At 46.7% G+C, this 17,290-nt stretch carries 16 protein-coding genes; 5 read left to right on the top strand and 11 right to left on the bottom strand.

The window, feature by feature from the left end; all coding sequences use genetic code 11:
• The first annotated feature begins 213 nt into the window (after nucleotides 1-213).
• The 4 genes from dpdG to IQ273_RS18610 are packed head-to-tail and all read left to right on the top strand — an operon-like array spanning nucleotide 214 to nucleotide 4,800.
• A complete protein-coding gene (dpdG, locus tag IQ273_RS18625; protein ID WP_194024665.1) occupies nucleotides 214-1,092 on the top strand; it encodes a protein DpdG in 879 nt (292 codons plus the stop codon).
• Nucleotides 1,089-1,622: a hypothetical protein gene (locus IQ273_RS18620; RefSeq protein WP_194024664.1), complete on the top strand. Its 534-nt coding sequence runs from the start codon at nucleotides 1,089-1,091 to the stop codon at nucleotides 1,620-1,622. The genes dpdG and IQ273_RS18620 overlap by 4 nt, the downstream gene beginning before the upstream one ends.
• A complete protein-coding gene (dpdH, locus tag IQ273_RS18615) occupies nucleotides 1,553-4,114 on the top strand; it encodes a protein DpdH (protein WP_194024663.1) in 2,562 nt (853 codons plus the stop codon). The genes IQ273_RS18620 and dpdH overlap by 70 nt, the downstream gene beginning before the upstream one ends.
• Nucleotides 4,105-4,800 carry a hypothetical protein gene (locus IQ273_RS18610; protein WP_194024662.1) on the top strand — a complete coding sequence of 232 codons (696 nt, stop codon included), beginning with the start codon at nucleotides 4,105-4,107 and terminating at the stop codon, nucleotides 4,798-4,800. Before dpdH ends, IQ273_RS18610 begins: the two co-directional genes overlap by 10 nt.
• Nucleotides 4,801-4,830: 30 nt before the next feature.
• Here the strand turns inward: IQ273_RS18610 and IQ273_RS18605 are convergent, their stop codons facing one another.
• From IQ273_RS18605 to IQ273_RS18555, 11 genes are all read right to left on the bottom strand, one after another.
• Nucleotides 4,831-5,202 carry a hypothetical protein gene (locus IQ273_RS18605; protein ID WP_194024661.1) on the bottom strand — a complete coding sequence of 124 codons (372 nt, stop codon included), beginning with the start codon at nucleotides 5,200-5,202 and terminating at the stop codon, nucleotides 4,831-4,833.
• 84 nt (nucleotides 5,203-5,286) lie between these two features.
• A complete protein-coding gene (locus IQ273_RS18600; RefSeq protein ID WP_194024660.1) occupies nucleotides 5,287-6,612 on the bottom strand; it encodes a hypothetical protein in 1,326 nt (441 codons plus the stop codon).
• A 48-nt stretch (nucleotides 6,613-6,660) separates the two neighbouring features.
• A complete protein-coding gene (locus IQ273_RS18595; protein ID WP_194024659.1) occupies nucleotides 6,661-7,248 on the bottom strand; it encodes a hypothetical protein in 588 nt (195 codons plus the stop codon).
• A gap of 71 nt (nucleotides 7,249-7,319) precedes the next feature.
• Entirely contained in the window at nucleotides 7,320-9,818 is a 2,499-nt protein-coding gene (locus IQ273_RS18590) for a hypothetical protein (RefSeq protein ID WP_194024658.1), read from the bottom strand.
• Between the two features lie 11 nt (nucleotides 9,819-9,829).
• Nucleotides 9,830-11,293: a hypothetical protein gene (locus tag IQ273_RS18585; protein WP_194024657.1), complete on the bottom strand. Its 1,464-nt coding sequence runs from the start codon at nucleotides 11,291-11,293 to the stop codon at nucleotides 9,830-9,832.
• Nucleotides 11,286-11,810, bottom strand: a complete 525-nt coding sequence (locus IQ273_RS18580) for a hypothetical protein (protein ID WP_194024656.1) — start codon at nucleotides 11,808-11,810, stop codon at nucleotides 11,286-11,288. Before IQ273_RS18580 ends, IQ273_RS18585 begins: the two co-directional genes overlap by 8 nt.
• A gap of 16 nt (nucleotides 11,811-11,826) precedes the next feature.
• Nucleotides 11,827-12,228 (bottom strand): hypothetical protein, encoded by a 402-nt coding sequence (locus IQ273_RS18575; protein ID WP_194024655.1) that lies wholly within the window; start codon nucleotides 12,226-12,228, stop codon nucleotides 11,827-11,829.
• A gap of 8 nt (nucleotides 12,229-12,236) precedes the next feature.
• A complete protein-coding gene (locus IQ273_RS18570) occupies nucleotides 12,237-14,327 on the bottom strand; it encodes a hypothetical protein (RefSeq protein ID WP_194024654.1) in 2,091 nt (696 codons plus the stop codon).
• A gap of 69 nt (nucleotides 14,328-14,396) precedes the next feature.
• Nucleotides 14,397-14,948, bottom strand: a complete 552-nt coding sequence (locus IQ273_RS18565) for a hypothetical protein (protein WP_194024653.1) — start codon at nucleotides 14,946-14,948, stop codon at nucleotides 14,397-14,399.
• A 2-nt stretch (nucleotides 14,949-14,950) separates the two neighbouring features.
• Nucleotides 14,951-15,469 (bottom strand): hypothetical protein, encoded by a 519-nt coding sequence (locus IQ273_RS18560; protein ID WP_194024652.1) that lies wholly within the window; start codon nucleotides 15,467-15,469, stop codon nucleotides 14,951-14,953.
• Between the two features lie 37 nt (nucleotides 15,470-15,506).
• Nucleotides 15,507-16,832, bottom strand: a complete 1,326-nt coding sequence (locus IQ273_RS18555) for a hypothetical protein (RefSeq protein WP_194024651.1) — start codon at nucleotides 16,830-16,832, stop codon at nucleotides 15,507-15,509.
• 83 nt (nucleotides 16,833-16,915) lie between these two features.
• Between IQ273_RS18555 and IQ273_RS18550 the strand changes: the two genes are divergently transcribed.
• Complete coding sequence (locus IQ273_RS18550) at nucleotides 16,916-17,224, top strand: hypothetical protein (protein WP_228053352.1); 309 nt, start codon at nucleotides 16,916-16,918, stop codon at nucleotides 17,222-17,224.
• The last annotated feature ends 66 nt before the right edge of the window (nucleotides 17,225-17,290 follow it).

The raw sequence follows: 17,290 nt of genomic DNA, 5'->3' as shown, positions 1-17,290 counted from the left end.
TTTAAGACGGGCTTCTTTGGCGGCATCCATGGGAATGAAGTTCCTATGCTGAACTGCTCAAAGCTTAACGTTCATGCACCTGGTCAAGACTAAGTATTATTGCTCATTGCATAACTGGGATGCACCCGATCCAACGACTCCTCACCGGCTTATCCGTGATGTTTGGCCGGGAAGAAATTTTCGCCTTGATTTGCTCTGCGGAGAACTAAGTCTATGAGCGTATTAAAAAAGGGTGAGGTGGCACCCAGTCGCGTCAAAGGAGTAGTGCGTTATCTGCAGCAAGCGAAAGGCAAGAGAGAAAGGCGAAATACTTTGGAGGCGTTGCTATCACCAACAACCTTGATCAACAAGGGAGGGAATGAGCAAGCCTCTCGCAACATGATTCATATTACAGTCAGCGAATGCATCAAAATGGGGCTTTTGATAGAAAACGAAGAAATCTCGGAAGTGTCCCTCAACCCAGAACTTGACCTAGATGAGTCTTCATTACCCTATACGTTGGCTCAACTATTGCTCAACACCCCTGACCATAGCGAAAACTATGATCTGGCAAGAGTTCTTGCTTGGTATTTAGCACAAGACTTTTTCAGTGCCCCTAGGAATTGGCAAGAATTTCAGCAAAGGCTACGTGAGCAAATCGGGGCCGATCTTTTAGAACTGAATGATGTGCGCTTTGGTCAGTTTAGGGATTGGAGCCGCTATTTGGGCTTCAGTTGGAGCAACAGTTTAGCAGGCAATCAGATTTTGGTGCCGGATCCGACTATATACCTGAAATCTAATCTGAATCGGATATTTGATGGTATCACCAACCAACAGGTTCTGCTAGGAGACTTTATCAAACTGCTTGGGAAGGATTGCCCAATCTTTGAAACGGGTTCCTTTAGAGAAGCAGTAGATGATCAACTGAGAAACCGTGACTCTAACTATCTTTCAAATACTACCTCAATGGCACTGCTTCGATTAGAAGATGAGGGATTGATTAAGTTAGAAAAACTTTCGGACATAACGGTCTGGATATTGCAGGACGAAAGCACTCGCCGCATCTCGCACATAACTTATCTAAGTGAATCATCTCGTGGAGAAAATGCATGACATTTAGTAAATACGTCTGCTGGAAGCCGGAGATGATTCGCAAGGTTATGGATGTGGAGGCGACTCAACCGGAAGACCACATCTTTTTGGCAACTCATTCTCCTGTCAAAATGTATCGTCAAAGCTTAATAGAGGCTAAGTCCAACGTTAGGTACGATGAAGAGGCACTACTTACTGATTTCCTCGGCACTGCTGATTTTGCCTTCGTTCCTGTATTAGGCACGTCTGGCACAGGAAAATCTCACTTGATCCGTTGGCTTTACACTCGAATTCAGAGTATCCGTAAAGCACCAGATTATCGAGTTCTGCTTATTCCAAAAGTAGGGACGAACTTAAGGGATATCATTGAACTTATTCTGGCAGATATTGAAGGCCCAGAGTTTGATGAGTATCGAAACCGCTTGCGGCAAGCCGTCAGCACGCTCACCGAAGCTGAAGCTAGGGAACAATTGCTAGTAACTTGGCTATTGCCATCGGCCCCAGTGGAAAGCATGATTGGTCTAGTCTCTCCGAAGAGCAAGACTATCTAATCAAGTCGCTACCTGCTCTGCTTTATGATCCTTTTTTCCGAAAGCATTGGCTTAAGGAAGCAGGAATCATTCACCGGTTGATAGTACATACATTAGGTCGTCGGGACTCAGTTGAAATCATTGAGGAGCGGCGACAGTTTTGTGTGGAAGATTTGCCACTAAACGTCTTAGAAATCGGTAAGTCTAGTGCCCAAGCTCGGGAGTTTTACAGTTTTCTGATTGGCAATGATTATATTCAAAAAGCCTCAGTGAGTTGGCTTAATGCTCATTTAGATGAAGCAATCGCTAAAGTGCTGAACCTAGGACGGGAAGATCTACAGCGGTTGATGCTGGACGTACGCCGCGCCTTAGCTCGTCAAGGGGTAGAGCTGATTCTGCTGATAGAAGACTTTGCCAAGCTTCAAGGTATTGATCGAGAGGTCTTAGAAGCTGTGTTGGCCCGTCCCCAACAGGGTAAGGGAGAGCCTCTGTGCGCTATGCGAACAGCTTTAGCCTGTACAACAGGATATTTTGAGGGGCTCATCGATACCGTACGGGCTCGCACGGCATTTAATGTGAACCTGGATGTTGAGACTGTCGATGAAGAATCTCTAGTAACTCCTGCCGATGTGGAACAGCTGACGGCTCGTTACCTCAATGCAGTTCGACTCGATGAACAGGAAATTCAGGCTTGGTTAACAGATACCGATGAACAAACAGGAGAACCGCTGGATGGGGTTCCTAGTGCCTGCTCTACTTGTGAGCATCAAGTCAGTTGCCATAAAGGATTTGGTGCCATAAACGGCATAGGTTTGTATCCATTCAATGCGACAGCTATTGAGCGAATGAGGCTGAGGGCTAACAAGGGGGTCTTTAATCCTCGAATTCTGATTAAAGATGTGCTGCGCCACACCTTGGAGTATCACCGCTCAGATCTTGAACAGGGCCGCTTTCCTTCTCCTCTACTTCTACAGCATTTCGGTGGCAGCAATCTCAGCGCTATGCTAATTCGTGAGATTGAGAGTCGGGATACTACAGATAATGCTCGGCGACGAGAGGCGTTACTGAATCTTTGGACTGCTGGTCAGGAGTTGTGCGATCTTCCCTCTGAAGTTCATACAGCGTTTGAATTGCCAGCTTTGGGTAAACTACCTCCACCACCGCCGCTACCAGATCCGGTGCTTCCGCCTCCGGATGACGATTCACTCCCAGATACCTTAGTTGGCTACATCAGTGACTTGGATCAATGGCGAACGGGCACTCAGTTGCCTCAAAAAGTAGCTAATGAATTGCGCTCTAAAATCTTTTCTGCTATTGATGCCCGGATTGACTGGGATGCAGAACTTATTTTGCGAGGACACGTTATTGACAAACTCTTTAAACAGCGGAACATCAATTTTGAGAATGCCGCTACGTCTTCTCATGTCAAGGATATTGAGTTGGTCTTGCCCCTTACCCCTGAAGATTTAGGAGATACCGCAATCGCACTTCAAGCCTTACTGCTCTATAACCACCATCAACACTGGAAATTTTCTGGAGGAGCAACGTACTACCGTATTTTGGCTAGAAAGCTCGATGAGTGGAGTCAATTTGTTCTTCAAGGGGTTGCTAAATGCTCGACTAAATCAGGTGAACCTGGTGACCCGGTACCGGCAGTGTTAGAACTGTTGGCGCTCGCGGGGCGTATGGCAGGACGCCCGACCGCATCTCTAGAGGATTTAGTGAATGTTATTTTTACTGATTTAGAGAAAGTTGAGGTAACTAATCGATCGGGGTCGTGGCAAAAACTGTTTGAAACTTTGAAAAAGCATCAGCCTAAGCTGATGGAAGTTCTACAGTCTCGGATCCCCTGCACTAAAGGAGGTTCCTCTCGACTGCAGGTGATTGATACTATGCAGCTTTTAGAACCGCTTCAGGCTATTTCTTCTAGTTGGCAGCCTCAGGTTGATGTGTCTAACATCAGCTCTAATTCACCGTTTAGTGCCATTGTTGATGCCCGAAAAGCAGTCGATGAATTGCTAGAACAGGCCCTTCAAGATGAGAAAAATCGCCACACCGTAATCTACGAGCGTGTAGTTAATGAGTTAGGTGAAGACTTTTCTAAAAATGAGGTCGTTGATGCCTTTCAGCGAACTGTAGAGCAGGCAAGGGTCTCTGGGTTGGCAGGAGGAGTAAATTTGCCTAGCTTAAGAGCAGCCATAGAAGACTTTCAAAAGGCTAAACTAAAAGCTTATTTGAGCAGCTTGAAAAAGCTCCAGGAGAATGATGACAGGCAAAAACTATTACCACTGATCAGTGGTTTGTCAGTGCGATATGCCGAGATCATTACTAATTTTCTAGACCGTGGGAATCAGTTTTTGACGAAGGTGCAGGAGGAAACCCAGCGAGAGTTAGAAAATCTGAGAAGTACGGGCAGTGGGGAATTGGAGGTAAGTTGTCAAGCGATTGAAGCATCGCTGCTAGATCTTCAGCAGTTAGCGAGTGAAATCAATGGAGAATCAGTATGCTCCTAGACGAATGCCAAATATTGGGTCAGCAAGTTCAAGGTGTTGTTGCGCTCAAAAAATATTCAGCGGATTTGAATAAATTTCGAGAACGCCAACAAAAGCTTGAAGCATTGGTAGATGACTTAAGACCGTTGTTGATTGCTCTTGACGCTTTTAGGGAGCGAAACCTAATCAGCGTTAATTTTAGTCAAAAGGCGGATCAAGTGCTGGCGGAGGTGGCAGCAATTATTTCGGAGTTTCAAAAGGATAAGGGATGGATTATTGAGCAGTTTAAGTTTAATGCTCTGCAAGCGAAGGTAAGTGCTCTAAAAGTAGAGCTAAAAGGGCAACTACAGCAGGCATGGCTTGCCTATAAGCAGAAGAAAGTACCTATAACTAGTTCTGAGTTATTAGAGTTATTGGGGAAAATTGACACTTTTAAGCCAGCGGTGCAGAAAATTCAGCGCCGGATTGCGGAGTTGAAGGCTGTTGAATATCCACAGGATATCAGCCATTTTCAGCGGATTGATCAGGCAATTCAGGATCTTGAAACTGCTTGGGGAAGTTTAGATGATGTGCCTACGGATGTGCAGAGTTTTTTGCGGGCCGCTACGACCCATGGTGCATCAATTGATTCTTTGACGCCAGAGGTCAAAAATTGGCTGATAGAGCAGGGTATTACTCGATTTTTTTATATTCAACTAGGAAACTAGATCGAGTAGGAATAGGCACTCGTATTTATTTTAACTACTTGACAGTTTGTTAGAGGTAGTGACTTGCAATTTATTTCCATGTTCTTCACTTGAGATTTCATCACCATTAACAAGCACGTTCAAAATTGATTTTTGTAACTTGGTAGGCTTTTTTGCTTCTAAGGTAACTGTTTCTGAGCCTGATACGGATTGTTTTGCTCCATTAGGCAATGTCTGTCTTCCGGTGAAAGAGAATGTGCATTCTGCCTTATAAATAGTTGCTTTACCGCCAATCTTAAGTTGCTCATACATTGAAGAACGGATGGAACCGGCGGTCCATTCACCTTCGTCTGCTGGAGAATATGGAACTGTTCCAGGAACTGCTTGTACGTCTCCTTCAACAGCGACGTTTTTTGCTGACATTTACTTTATCTTTGTGTTTTAGAGAAAAGGCCAGGAAAAGGAAGGAAGTTTTCAGTCCTGGCCTAAGATTTACAATTCCACCAATCAACTCACTACTGCAACAATTGTTAGCCCGCCAATGACTTGTTGGTTCTCAGCAATATGCATGACATGGAAAATATGAGCATCACCAGGTTGGGAGTTTTCGGGCAGGTTGGCGGTGAACTCAAAGGTGGCTACTTCCTGAGGTGGCAATTGAATATCTGCCTCAAAGGTGGGAGCTGCTTGTTCAACCATCTGCGCTAATCTCGGAGTTATTGATGGGGGAGAAGCAATTGGTTGCGTAAGAGGTATAGAACGCTGCTGTGCTCCAGTTGAACTGACTCGTAAATCATTAGTATTGACAGGGACATTGAATTTTCGAGTGGCGATAGCATCTTGAAGAACTATGTCAGGATTAAACACGACATCTCTAAAACGACCGAAGTCAAACCTATCCTTATTCACATACTGCCAGAGATCTCTTATAGGTACCTTACCAGGATCAATGGGAGTGACTTTCTCCAACCGGGTTTTGTTTCGGATGATTGGAGAGAACTTCGTAGGGATTTGTAAGGCAAATCGCTCCGGTGCAATCTGAGCGATTTGTCGGAACCCTTGAAATCGCTTGAGGCTTGGCAAAATGGCATTAAGGACTGCGGTGCTGGGAACACGATCGGCAATTGACCGAATGGTTACTGATTCGGCAAATTCTGGATTTTCAGTTTGTGTTTGTATGAGAAATCTGATCGATCCCCCAACTGCTGCTACAAAAGCAATATTTCGCTGTGCTACATGCTGATCTAGTTGAGTGCTTCCATCTGACCGCAGGCCATTACAGAACCTCTCTGTATCACCCGGTGGTCGCAAATTATCTGGATAAACCCGAGCAATCAGACAACGATGTAAATTGCTAGGAGCAGGTTCTGTTCTAGGACCTCCAGCACGCTCTGCTTTCCATGTGAATGTATGGATAAAGGTTGGGGTCAGACGGTCTTTTGAAAAGTGTTCGCGGATTGAATCAACCTCCTCCTCGGAACTATCGTAAATTTTAATAGAGTTGCTGGGAGACATATTTAGGCTCGGATTTGCCACATACAATTGAACTTTTAAATTTTCGGCAAGCGTGGGGAAGCTCGTTAGAGCCAAGGCAACTCGTACTGAGACCTGATTGTTATCTCCCTGTCGAGCTGTATCTGGGCTGAGCCAGCCTAACTTTGGCTTACCTGGAACGAGCAGTGGTATTGAGTTAATGGGTTGAATTTCGTCTATCGGATTGTTTAAAATAATATCTGGACTAAGCCACCAAGTTGCCACAGGACCATTTCGAACAGTGACACTTGTATCTTGAATAAGCCTATTCTGTGACGAAAGAGTGCAATCAATTGGCATGATTAAGGCTCCTAGATTCAATTCTTGAGAACAGAGAAATATATGCCATTAGGCTTGGGCACAGGCAAACTGAATAGCGAAAATACGAACTGTTGCCACTGCTGTGGCACCAGATATTTCAGCTGAAACAATATATTTATTGGCCTGATTTGAAACCATATGATTTACAGGTACATTTTCTTGAAACGTACCTGATTTAGATGTCAAGATAGCCTCTGCCAAGTCTTCCTCATCACCATTAAAAGTTTGACGGGTCAGTCGAATTCTAAAGCCACTTACACGACCATCTTTTTCTCCAATCACGGTCATGCTATCAATGCGACTACCTTCAGGCAGTTGTACTGATAGCCATCCATTCGCTGTTGGACTTCCTGTTTCTATGGATGCAATTCCTGTTGAGATTGCCCAAGGGCTTTCATCAGTTCCACTTCTAGAGAAGCTTGGCGCAAAAGTCAACGTAGTGCTAGGTGGCGCTAGACTGCTGTTAATTTGTCTAATAATTCGAGCGATCGCATCTAGTTCTTGTCGTAAATCTTTGAATCGTTTGTTGAATCCATTTTCACCATCAGCAGAAACCAGATCCACGTTATCTCTCCAGTCTGTATGTTGAAATCGTGGTGCATAGTTATCCGGCATAGTCAGTTGCCTTAGTTGAGGGTAAGCAGTAGCAGTTACAAATCATTCGCAAACAGGTGGTGTACGAGAAATCAGATTTGGGTCAGATTGGTCGAGTCTTTTCCTCGATAGCGCGATCGCTGAAATTGGCGATAGGTTTTTGAAACATTCGTTTGTAACGGTTCAGGATTTCCATCACCGTTGATGTCAACATGGCTTTGGCGAATTGCAAAAGTATCCACCTCAATGCCAAGCGGGTGAAGATGCTCTAAAAGATTCATAAGGTATTCGTACTGCTGCAAAGTCAACACCGCATTCTCAGGCAGTTGCACCTGAAACTGGTAAGGATCCGCCAAACCTCGGCGAGCATAGCCAACGGCAACGACAGCTAGCAACCCTGAACTGGCAGGGGTCAACTGCGTACGATTACCCGTAGTACCAATCACATCTACAGGTGTTTTATTGTCTTTGCGTTCCTTCTCACTGGGGCTAATCGGCATAACATACCAACGGAACCCAGCAGAGCGCCGCTCGGCAATATTCACCCCCACCCCCGGAAGACTCACAACCCCTACGACAAGCAGCACACCAGCATCCGTTACCAGCGGCAAAACAGAGCTGATGTCATTCTGTCTCAGTAGCTGAACAAGGGTCTTCAACGATTCTTGCTCACTCTCTGGTGCATCCAAAATGCTATTCGCTAAACCATTTGGCAAGCGAATCGTCTCAAACAAATCACTCGGTATGCCGCCATCTCCTGGAGCCTGGTTTAGTCGTGCAATTACCGTGGCTAGGTCTGCATCTGTACTGCTGCTAGATAGACCAACGGCCTCTAATACTTGTCTAACACCAAACCCTGGCACTTCGGCACGACTCCGCGCTTCACTAGCCTCTTCGTCAGATAGCACAGTCCAAGGGTCTTTACCGGCCTTTGTCCAATCCGATAGTGCCGAGAGCAATCCGGTTGTGTTAACAAAGGCGCTAGCTGGATCACCAGGGGCATTGTAGCGAGCGCTCAAGTCCATAGGGGTGCCCACTGCCCCCACAGCCTCGCCAGTAATTTCCATGCCAAATGTGGGCAAATGAGAGAGATAAAGGAGACCATCACGGGTTCGGTGAGCTGTCTGAATGCCACAGGGTTCAAGCAACCAACGTCCCTCTGGATCATCACTCGGTGGCTGTGAACTCATGGCTTGTATCAGACGTTCAATCTCGTTTTCGGCCTCGTTTTCGGCAGGTGGTCGAAATGGGTCATCTGCATATTCATTTGCCCTCTGCCTCAGCGACTCTAACTCTGCATCTGTAGGCAATGGCACCTCAATGCCTAAACCCAATTCATATCGACTACTCCCTCCATTGTCTTGAGTTTGAGAATCTTGGGTGCGAAACACTTGCCAAGGTGTTGTGATACCTAGTGCTTGACGACATCGCCCTACTAGATCGAGAGCAGTGGCTAGTGCAGGCGCGATCGCCGCATTGGCACCAAAGTCAAAAGCTGTGCTTAAGCGAGTTCTGAGGTTCTCTATTTGCTGCTTCTTAATTTGAGGGAGCGGACGGTTAAGATGCACAGCATTGGTGGTAGCGTTTTGGTTTGGCAAAATTAGATAGGTATTGCGAATATAGTCCAAAAACCTAGTTCGTAGCGTAATGTCACCAACAGCAACTAGATGGATGGCAATCGCCAGTTTATTGCTCTCTTCATTTATGTTAAATCGTTGATCAACCCCAAGTTGGCTCAGCAAACCTTGATTTGGCCCTGTTTCTAGTCCAGGGCCATTCAGCGCGTTCAGGGTAGAGCGGTAGTTCGGTTGTAAGAAGGGGTAATAAATGGCGAGGCGACGACGATATTCATCATCTGGTTCTCGGCGCAGTTCTGTAATGATTTCGCCTCTACGACCTTCACCAAATGGAAGACTGCCAAATGTGAAACTGCCGAAAATAGCTGCTGCTTCTTCCTGCTGGGGTTCACGAAAGCGAAGATTATCGATAAATCGAGGAACCCCCAAGTCAGACCCTTTGCGATCGAGGGCATTATCGCGTGCTAGGTCGAGCGATCGCATGGCTACAATTTCCCGCCCTTGCCGTCGAATACGTTGTTTCTCTGCGCCCATTAGATAAAGCATTCTACCCATTAGGCCTTGAAGTAGGTAAGCTTCTAGATATTGGCCAATGTTGTTACGAGGCACTACAGTACCCGTTAAATCTTGGCTGTTAGCGAATTCAGTCAGAGATAGTGTAAGCCTAAACCCATAGGCAGTTTGGGTATCTAGATCTACTGGTGGCCGATATAACGGTAGTGTAGCTCCGAGTTCCGAGAAGGGTACAAACTCTAAAGCTGGCTCATCTCTCGATGAACCGCTGAGCCTGGCACTAACCCTTAATCGTTGGCTGTTGATCGCTCTTTTTAGAGAAATAATCAGCAATGGTTCACGCAGCAATTCTCTGGGAAAAGTTATGACATCAATGACACCAGCATTGCTAATGGCGACAGGAGTATTAGCAGCACCCGCAGCAAAGGGTGCAGTTAGATGCTGTATCTGATTTCGATGGGAGGCTGACCGCCATAGATCTGGGTCAAGGGTAAGAGTCATGGAGACTTTTCCTAAAGAATCACTAACTGGGCCGGATCATCAACAAATATTGGAATTTCTGTAGATTGAAGACTGATGTTTTTACCCTGTTCAAATACTTGGTAGCGATCGCTTGAAGAACTTGATACTGGGGTTGCTTGAAGGTTGATAGAGTCAAAATTAGGTGGAAAACGTAGCAGCTTGAGGTCTACCACATCCACAATGCCGGGTTCGCTCATAAGCGCCCAGATAATTTCTGATGCCCGAACGGGTTCCCCAAAGGAAAGTGAGTCAATATAACCCTGTAAACGCGCTATTAAACGCTGCTTAAGGGCACCTGCAGAAGTTGAGTTGTTTATAACATCTCTAGAACCGGTAGGCAATGGTAAACCGCGAACCACCAGTTGAGCTTTCACGCCTATCCCAACTTCGACTGCTTTGATAATTTTGGGAAAAATACTGATCGGGCGCAAATCTTCAATGGCAGATTGGATAGCGATTTCTAACCCATCGGGGCCATCCCAAATGGCAGCTGGTGTAGGGCCAACCAGCACTGTAAAAGAGTAGGGCTTGGCTAGATCTCGCTCACTGCTAAAGAGGCGATCCATAAAGTTGAAGGTGCCAAAGATGGCTTGGGAGAGATCGATGCCACCTAAGGAATCTCGTACTTGTACCTGGCGTACACCAGGAATCAGGGAAACTGCTGTTTGAATCGCCTCAACCGTCCAAAGCGATCGCGGTGCTTGCAATAAAAGCTGGCGGTAGCGATTGTCATCCCACTGGAGTTCCCCACCTGACAGTGAAATGGTGTGAGAAATCTGGATTAGTGGGGTTCCTGCAAGTTGCTCTGCCTCAAATAGGCTGTTTAGCATAGGATCATTCCTATGCCAGCGATCAATCTTTTCAGGGAAAGTACTATCTGCTGCCGCACGCGAAGGGTTAAGATTATGCTCACTGCCTGGGTAGAAGGCAACTACAGCAACGTCTCGTTCTGGGTTAGCAGCAGAAATTACAACGCTCTCATTGGTAGCGACATGGTGTCCACCCAAGGTCAGCAACCTTGCCCCTCGCGGGATACTTAACTGCGTAATTCCATCCGGTAATGTTTCTACTAAGGTTAGACGAATTTTGCCTTTGGCCTCTAAAAAAGGTCTACCAATGCCTAGCTCCTCACCCAGGCAGCTTAAAGCTTCGCCTGTTGCCGTAGAGACAAAATTGTTGTCATACATACTGGTGAGGGCAGCCCAAGTGCGGGCATCCTCAAGGGCAGAAACTTCTAAAAGTTTCCGAATGGCTGAACCTGAGCTTAGGTCAAGATCATTGCCAAATAGTTCACGGGCAAGGGCAAGTTTCTCCGCTAAGAGACGAGCAAAGGGCTTAGCGATAAAGCCATCTTGGGTAATGCCAAATTGGGCTGAACCCGAAGAACGACTAACTGCCGCATCGATCGCCAGAATATCTGCTGTATCAATTCGAGTATTAGTGCTATCAGTCATTCGCTGTTAACCTCCCCAGATTGACTCCTAAGTTGATAGAGGCTTCATCTCCAGAGATGGTTTCAAACACTACCCGAACATCTAAAGTACGCCAGCGTTCTAATCGTTCTTCAAGACTAAGATTGTTATCTACGTTAGCCTCTGGCGGGTCTAATCGGGCATCGAGCAGCTTCAGATCAACTATCTGACGAATGCGCGGATCTTGCCGAAGTACTTGAATGATGGAAATACGGACTCGCTCTCGCATTAGTACAGGGTTAGTTTCTTCAACTAAGGCGTTTAAGCCGTTAAAGCCAAATTGAGTATTAAAAATATCACTCCCAAATAGTGTCGTCAGTGCGATTTCTAAGGACTGGCTTAGATTATCCATAGCGCTAACGCTGGCGAGGTCTTTTCCGTTAGGGCCAACTTCCATGGTTAGGTCCCGACCCAGATCCAAGCCTGGATAGATGGGAGTGCTAGCCAACCCCCAACCTAAAATTCGACGGCGCAATTGTTGTTCAAGTTCTAAGTTCATAGCGATCTCGCTCCTCTCACATAGCAGTCAATTTTGTTTGTTTGGCATCGGCCAGCAAAATACCTAGTGGATTTGGAGGTGTTGCTCCAGTCGTTGAACCTACTAACTGATCAGCTAGCATCACCCCCTTGCCATCCACCTTAAGTTTTGTGGCTTCACCTCCTGTTACGCTGCTGACTGTTTTGCAAGGAATTGTTGTAGGAGTAGGAGAAGTAGAAGTGTCTGTTGTTTGACAGCTATTCACGTTTGGCCCTATGCCACTTTTGAGTAAAACAGGTTCTCCATTGACTTTCAACTTTGAAGCACCCGTTTTGTCAACATCGCCACCATGTAGAGGTCCAGTTGGCACTGGACTGCCGGGAGGCAGGGGCGCACTGGCACATTTGATTGAACTGTTTGAGGTTAAAACTGCTCTCATACAATCTCCTAATGAACATTCATTGATTGAGAGACTTCGACATCAACATTGCTCGCTTTCATATTGATTGCGCCACCATTCACTGCTTCCATGGAAATATTTTTCGCTTTCATATTGATTGACCCATCACTCACTGCTTCCATGGAAATATTTTTCGCAGTGATTTCTACACTACCGTCTGGCTTCATCACAATCTTTGAGCCTTCTTTAGTGTGCTCAATTGTTATGCACCCTTCATCAGATGGACGATCAGGCCGTATGCCCGCAGCTTTAAGTTGGTTTTTTTCTGCAACTCGGATTGTTAGTTCACCTACTTCAATAATGCGATTGCCCTCTGCATCAATCAAATCTTGGCTTACTTTGCCAGTGTATTCTTCAGGGATCGCATCATTAGCAATGGTTGCTCGTTCTGACTCGGGAACATCGACTGGCAGTATCAACCACCAATCGCCCGCTTGAGAATCTGGCCCATGGCCTGACTCCCAAAGAGAGCCCACTTCAACGGGATCATTGTTTTGTCCGTTGCGATGCACCATTACTACCCGTGTGCCTGGGTAGCGTGGCAGAACTAACCCACACTTGCCCCAAGCAAAGGGACTAGCATAGGCAACCCCTGGAAATGGAGAAGAGTTAGGGCGTCTAATCGCTAATCGAGATGCTTGATTAGCACGTCCATCGGGTGGAGCTAAGCCGCGAAAAACAGCTAAGGTTTGCCCTGGCGATTCATCTTGGGAACCTTGGCCTTGGGTTTGTACCTGTCTAACTTCGCCCACTTCAGCGAAATATCGTGTACTGGCTGCTCGCTGCGCTACTTGCTGCACGGCGAGAGCTGCTGCCGATGAGCCACTTGTTGCAGAGGTTGATATAGAACGAGTCGCTGGTCGAGAACCACTGGGGCTTTGACTATCCCAAGGTTCAGCATTTGTAATAGAAACTCCCTGCACAAGGGTAACGAAGCTACTGGTTCGGCTTAGCTGATGTTTGACTGACTCAACATAGAGAGTTACCGGGTTAGTGAATCGCTCCTCAAGGACTGGAACAATTGGGCCTGTCGTTCCCAGCAAAATTGCTTCGGCATTAGGTGCCGTGTTGGCCTGATCTTCAGGAGGCAGATTAAATTGAACAAGATCCCCAGGTTTAATATCCGGACGCCCCTTTAGAGTGAGTTTGAATTTTGTCTTTCGGGGTGGTTCTTGTTCGCTGCTCCGGTCAAAATACGGATCGGTTTCTGTCGTGTTTATAGTTTCAACCTCAATCAGCCCATTGGCTAACTGCAACTTTTTTGGGTCAGAATCAGGTGTAAACGGGATAGCTTCAATTTGTCTGGGGCCAAAATAGAGTTCGCCATCTCGAATCAGCAGCATCCATCTTCCATGCTTGCCAGCAGCTGCTTCCATAGCCACTGCCAGTTCATTAATCTCTTGGGCATAGGTCTTGCCCTCATCTAAATGAGCCAGTTCAGTAGCTGGGTTAGTTTCTGTATTAGGAGGAAATAATCCTCGTTCAAACCCAAAATCTTTTATTTGAATGTTAGTGCGTCGCTGAATCTCCCGTACTACATTTTGAGGGTTTTCCATACACACCCCTCCAACTACAGGGCGATTCAGAGCATTAAACACTCGCTCTTCAGCCTGAATTGTAGTTTCGTAGCGCCGCGTCCCGGCTTTGCGTGACACTCGTTTAATAGCCAGCACTGCTACTAAAGCACTCTGCAAATTGACATTGCTGATTCTGCCAGTCAGGTCTGCTATACCTGCAAAGTTAGCAAGATACCCACCTATATCAGATATTGTGTCTCGCCAGTAAAGATAAAGTTTGACGACGGTAGGCCGTTCGGAGTTGTTGAGCGAAAGCACTCGATAATGTTCATCGATTAGGCCTTCTATCATGAAGGTATAAAGGCCGCTTCTAAGTCTATTATCTTGACAATCCACTAACTCTGCTTGGATATCAGCATAATAATCTTCAACTCGCAAAGAGGGGAGCATAGGATGAGGTTCTAGATTGCCTAGGCGTTCTCGGTAGAACTCTAATACCCACCCGGCGTCATTACCAACAATTCCGGCTGTATTTTGGCTTTGGAGGAATGGCGAAACCATTGCAAACTTCCTGTTGAGAAAGAGGAATATATGATGTCAAGACTTGAGGTTTTTGCATTATTTTGTAGCTTAAATTTGAAGTCGTGCCAGCAGTTGTGGATTTATAGGAGGAGGGGAGAACTGAGCAGTGGCTTGATTAGCCCGTTGCCAAGCTAGGGAAAGACGGGAGCCAAAGTCACCGGCACCGCGAATACTCCCGGCCCGCACGTCCCATTCCAGAATGATCAGTTCTATTTGCCCGCCGAGATTGCTAGCGCCACTATTGGGTACAACTTGCCGCAAGCCAGCAACTAAGGGCACAACTCCAATGGTGCGACGAGATTGTTGCACCACAAGGCGAAAGGGAGCGCGGGTAACATCGGCAAGGGTAAAGTCTGCCTGAGGGGTTGATGGGCTGAGTTCTGCTGCGCTACTACTAGCTAGTGCTGTCGCATTTGCATCGCGCCAAGGCACTGCCAAACCGGTTGGTAGCACAACAATCACCTGCAGATCGCCTGATAGGGAGATAGTGTGGGGTAGCCCAGTAAGAATGCGAACATTGACCTGGGTAAAGCCTACTGGGGGGGGTGGCTTTTGGTCGGGTACTAAATAGCGTTGAACTGGGATTGACTGCATCTTCATTATTAACCTCCTCCTAATTCGCTACCGCCGAAGTCTGCCAGAGCACCAATGCCTACGCTGACTGCGCTAAACAAGACTCCTAGGGCACTGGGTAAAGGCATGTGGGTCATAGTGATGCCAACGTCAATCACGTCTCGCTTTGTGGATGAGACGTTAAAGAGCAGTGCTTGTATTTGCATATCGGTGCGAATAGTCATGGAAGTCACTAAGATTAATCCGCCTACTTTGCCGCCAGTAAGAGCGCCTAATGCCGTCCCTCGTTTGCTAGCTTCGGCTATGCGCTCTAGGGCTAGTTTCCATGCGTAACGTTCGGCCCCGACGAGAATGCCATTGAGGGAAATGGTGTCGTCATGGGTGGAGACAATGGCTCTAGCGCCTGAGGAACCAATAGGTGGCAGGTGATAGGTTTGGCTGAGGGAAAGAGCGGTGACTGCCCAGAGAGGAATAGTATTGAGTGCGCCATCGGAGATGATGGCGGAGGGGATAGTACCGTAATTTTGAAAACTTTTTGTGATCGCCATAATTTTTATACATAGTAAGATCAACATCTGTTGTGTCTTATCGCAAGTACCCATTACTCCGAAGAACCTGCTTTACCGCCTTACCGTCATAAGTAACTACTTGGTGACTCCAACGCCGCCCATCCGGTAAAGGTGCCAGATCATCAAGGTAAGCTGCGTATAAACGTGCTTGTCTCTCACCTCTCTCTATCCATTCAGTGGTTCTTGGCTTAACTTCATACACGACACCTCTTACAGGATCAAGACGATCTACTCTACCTAGTTCGATACGCCTTCCTGTGCTGGGTTCAATGTCTATAATTCTGTACTCGGATACCAATCCACGAGGTAATTCAGACTCTGGAATAAGATCTTCTGCATATCTGTGTGAAAAATTGCCTACTTCAAACTGTTCAGGAATAGCACGCCCTCCTGGGGTTCTTCTAGCACGGCTAAGATCCGGAATGTCGAATACCTCAGAGAGATCTTGCTCTAAATCACTTCTTGAATAACCAAAATTTTCAGGGAATCGTTGCTGAGAGTGGCCCCGTGCTTGTCTTTCTTCAAAAATCTCAAGTAAATCTGCTGCGCGTTGTTCTTCGGGGCTTAACTGGCTACGTGTTACCTCACGATCTCTTCTACGTCTTCTCGTCGTACTGGAACTCCCACCTATTCTTTGACTTCTGGGTGGTGTTTGACTAGCCGTTACAATAGTTGGAGTTCTACCACTAGCGTAAAAATCAGCAATTGCATTAACATCTGCTGCAGTTCTTCCAGGTTGATCAAGATCATCAATGGCACGTTGGAGTTGATCACGACGTACATGGAAGTAGCGTGTTAATAATTCATAATCAATCTCTCCAGGTTCTGATACATCGCTTAGGAATCGATTAATTCTTGCAATTTGATCCGGGGTAGCATTTTCTGGAAAGCAGGCTGAGTTACAACGCCTAAGTGCCCGAGCGGCAAGAGGATTCTCTATTAGCGAACGTCTTAATGCTTCCTCCCTACGAAGAAGATCATAGGTTTCACCCTGAGTCTCAGGATTGACTCCAAGCCTTCTAATTTCCTCATCAATTTCTTCGGGAGTTAACGCACGAGTGAGAGGTGAAATTGTACTAGGATGTGAAGTGTTACCAACTTCAGCTTCCAAACGTTCCCAAGCACGCGAGTCATTACGCTGAAGATTGTCAAGCAATTCTCGAAATTCAATTGCTTGTGTTTCACGGGGTAATCGCCCATGAATTCTAGTTAGGGCTTCAAGATAGTTGTCAAGCTCTTGAATACTTTGTCCAGCCCGACTGTAAAGGGCATTAAATACATCAAAACCTAAATTTAGTAGCGCGTCCATTCTGGATGGACTTTCAGCTAATGCACGCAACATGCCAGCAGGTATACGACCACTCCTAGTTCCACCCAAGTTTGTGTCGAGTAAAATAGGGGTAGAGCGCTTAGGAGGCCAACGTGATGGCCAAGCAACGACGGAAGCGTGGAACCGCAGGCGATAAAACGATTTGTCTTCCCATTGCAGACGGCCTCGACTACGCCACTTTGGTGGACGACCGGGAGGTCTTTCGCCAGTATCTCGACGAGCAGATTGCGGCTCACCCTGAACTGTTCCCCGAAGGAATTGAGGGCGGTTATCGCTTTCACGGATGGGTCGAGTCCTCCCGCCAGCAGATTAAGACCCGACGGATTTTGCTGCCGAGGACGAATATCAAATGTCAAGTACATAGAGGTGACGCGACAGCTAGATTGGCGGATTGCAGGGTCTGAGAGAAGGTCAGCACCCCCGTTCATGAGCGCTGTAGCAGTGGTCGCCTTTCGAAGAACGACTGCACG

The organism is Nodosilinea sp. LEGE 07298, assembly GCF_015207265.1.
Taxonomy (GTDB): Bacteria; Cyanobacteriota; Cyanobacteriia; order Phormidesmidales; family Phormidesmidaceae; genus Nodosilinea.
Note: the sequence above shows the minus strand (reverse complement) of the source record. Positions and strands in the feature narration are given on the sequence as shown.

Excerpts from the sequence above, each read along its gene's own strand:
- IQ273_RS18605 (WP_194024661.1), bottom strand. The coding sequence starts at position 5,202 with ATGTCAGCAAAAAACGTCGCTGTTGAAGGAGACGTACAAGCAGTTCCT.
- IQ273_RS18610 (WP_194024662.1), top strand. The coding sequence starts at position 4,105 with ATGCTCCTAGACGAATGCCAAATATTGGGTCAGCAAGTTCAAGGTGTT.
- IQ273_RS18580 (WP_194024656.1), bottom strand. The coding sequence starts at position 11,810 with ATGAACTTAGAACTTGAACAACAATTGCGCCGTCGAATTTTAGGTTGG.
- dpdG (WP_194024665.1), top strand. The coding sequence starts at position 214 with ATGAGCGTATTAAAAAAGGGTGAGGTGGCACCCAGTCGCGTCAAAGGA.
- IQ273_RS18600 (WP_194024660.1), bottom strand. The coding sequence starts at position 6,612 with ATGCCAATTGATTGCACTCTTTCGTCACAGAATAGGCTTATTCAAGAT.
- IQ273_RS18550 (WP_228053352.1), top strand. The coding sequence starts at position 16,916 with ATGGCCAAGCAACGACGGAAGCGTGGAACCGCAGGCGATAAAACGATT.
- IQ273_RS18560 (WP_194024652.1), bottom strand. The coding sequence starts at position 15,469 with ATGGCGATCACAAAAAGTTTTCAAAATTACGGTACTATCCCCTCCGCC.
- IQ273_RS18585 (WP_194024657.1), bottom strand. The coding sequence starts at position 11,293 with ATGACTGATAGCACTAATACTCGAATTGATACAGCAGATATTCTGGCG.
- IQ273_RS18565 (WP_194024653.1), bottom strand. The coding sequence starts at position 14,948 with ATGAAGATGCAGTCAATCCCAGTTCAACGCTATTTAGTACCCGACCAA.
- IQ273_RS18555 (WP_194024651.1), bottom strand. The coding sequence starts at position 16,832 with ATGTTGCGTGCATTAGCTGAAAGTCCATCCAGAATGGACGCGCTACTA.
- IQ273_RS18620 (WP_194024664.1), top strand. The coding sequence starts at position 1,089 with ATGACATTTAGTAAATACGTCTGCTGGAAGCCGGAGATGATTCGCAAG.
- IQ273_RS18570 (WP_194024654.1), bottom strand. The coding sequence starts at position 14,327 with ATGGTTTCGCCATTCCTCCAAAGCCAAAATACAGCCGGAATTGTTGGT.
- IQ273_RS18595 (WP_194024659.1), bottom strand. The coding sequence starts at position 7,248 with ATGCCGGATAACTATGCACCACGATTTCAACATACAGACTGGAGAGAT.
- IQ273_RS18590 (WP_194024658.1), bottom strand. The coding sequence starts at position 9,818 with ATGACTCTTACCCTTGACCCAGATCTATGGCGGTCAGCCTCCCATCGA.
- IQ273_RS18575 (WP_194024655.1), bottom strand. The coding sequence starts at position 12,228 with ATGAGAGCAGTTTTAACCTCAAACAGTTCAATCAAATGTGCCAGTGCG.